This is a genomic window from Blautia sp. AM23-13AC, from assembly GCF_003435675.1.
Classification (GTDB): Bacteria; Bacillota; Clostridia; order Lachnospirales; family Lachnospiraceae; genus Fusicatenibacter; species Fusicatenibacter saccharivorans.
Window position 1 is genome coordinate 1 of record NZ_QTUL01000036.1, and the last position, 1,464, is coordinate 1,464.

The 1,464-nt window shown below is 50.7% G+C and carries 4 protein-coding genes; all 4 read right to left on the reverse strand.

The features are described 5' to 3' along the window. The coding region (locus tag DW642_RS15685; protein WP_158555038.1) for a relaxase/mobilization nuclease domain-containing protein at nucleotides 1-669 on the reverse strand (669 nt) is incomplete at its 3' end. Next, nucleotides 630-950, reverse strand: coding sequence for a MobC family plasmid mobilization relaxosome protein (locus DW642_RS15690; protein WP_117511031.1), 321 nt, complete (start codon nucleotides 948-950; stop codon nucleotides 630-632). The genes DW642_RS15690 and DW642_RS15685, both read right to left, overlap by 40 nt. Next, nucleotides 947-1,195, reverse strand: coding sequence for a hypothetical protein (locus DW642_RS15695; protein ID WP_117511033.1), 249 nt, complete (start codon nucleotides 1,193-1,195; stop codon nucleotides 947-949). The genes DW642_RS15690 and DW642_RS15695 overlap by 4 nt, the downstream gene beginning before the upstream one ends. Further along, nucleotides 1,192-1,380: a hypothetical protein gene (locus DW642_RS15700; RefSeq protein ID WP_147326067.1), complete on the reverse strand. Its 189-nt coding sequence runs from the start codon at nucleotides 1,378-1,380 to the stop codon at nucleotides 1,192-1,194. Before DW642_RS15700 ends, DW642_RS15695 begins: the two co-directional genes overlap by 4 nt. Between the last annotated feature and the right edge of the window lie 84 nt (nucleotides 1,381-1,464).

Genomic DNA, 1,464 nt, shown 5'->3' on the forward strand with positions numbered 1-1,464 from the left:
GTCCTGCCAGTCCACTCCGTACCCTCTTTCATTCATCAGCCGGATAAAGGTTTCCCGGCTGGTCGCTATTTCCTTACAGTCCAGGACTGCCAGGGCAATGTCCTGCACATAGCTTTTGACCTTTCCCTGCTCTGCCTGTTTCAAAAGCTGGTAGGTGTCTTTACTCCATGCCACTGTTTCCTCTCGTTCCGCTCCTTCAAAGGTCTTTCCCTTTTCCGGGACGTGCAGCCCCTGCTCTTGGCTCTGTGCGTTGCACCGCTCCTTCAGCTCCCGAAGGTCGGCACTGCTCCACTGGAGCTTGTGCCCGTCCTCAAAATTGACGGAATTGACGATAAAGTGCGTATGGATATGGTCTTTGTCCTTATGGGTAGCCACAAGCACCTCAAACCCTTTCCATGCCGGCGTATTCTCTGCAAGCTGTAAGGCGTTCCTGTGTGCCTGCTCCGGCGTGATTTTCTCGTCCTTATGGTAGCTCTGGACAAAATGCTTGTATGTCCTTCCCCCGGTTTTCTCCCATAGTTCCTTGGTAGCCTGCATTTCCTCCTTTGCTGTCTCTGCTTCACAATGCAAACCGCTGACAAGCTTCTCCTCTGTCTTTTCTTCTTTCGTCACATAATCAATCGCCTGTCCTATGCCTGCCTTTGAAGATACCGCCTTAATAACTGCCATACTTGCTTCAGCTCCTCCCCTTGTTCCCGCACCTCGGCTTCACTTGGCAGCACTCCGCCCTCATTACACCTCTTTGCTATCTGGTTGAGGTTGTTCCCGATCCGCTTCAGCTCCGGGATAAGTTCTTTGATACCGTCCGTATTCACGATCTGCTTCTCCAGCACACAGGAAAGGATATACTCCTGCTGGTTCTTCCCGCTCTGGAAAACCTTCTCCTGCAACTGCTGGTATTCTTCCTCGTTTACCCGGAAAGATAGCTGTTTCGGTCTTGTCTTGTTCATGGCTGCTTTCCCTCCAGTTCCCGGACAATGTTCTCTTTTCCCCGGATAACCTGCACATCGGCAAGGACTTTCGGGGTGTCCGTTGCAAGTCCTACCATTTTCCCGACACATAACTTAATACAGTACACGCTTTCCATGAGGTCTGCTTCGTCTGAAAAAGACGTTTCATAGTCGGCACTTCCGTCGGCATAGCTCTTTTTGATAATGGCGTGGTATCTGCCAATCTGAAACGCTCCTACTTTCATACCCTTTTCCCCCCTAATTCTCTTTCGTGCAAATCATCTGCGTATTCAAAACCATATTCCTGTGCGGCTATCTGCTCCAGCCTTGCCATGGTCTTTCTTGCCTCCCACTGTGCTTCTTCACTACGGGCTGTCTGAAAATCCAGCACTGCCAGATGATACTGATTTTCGATATACTTCTTGTCCATGATGACCTCACTTTCCCGATGGTAACACCACCGCATGACGAGCCTTCCGGCTCTGATTTAAGGGGGATTGAAGGGGGGCTTGCC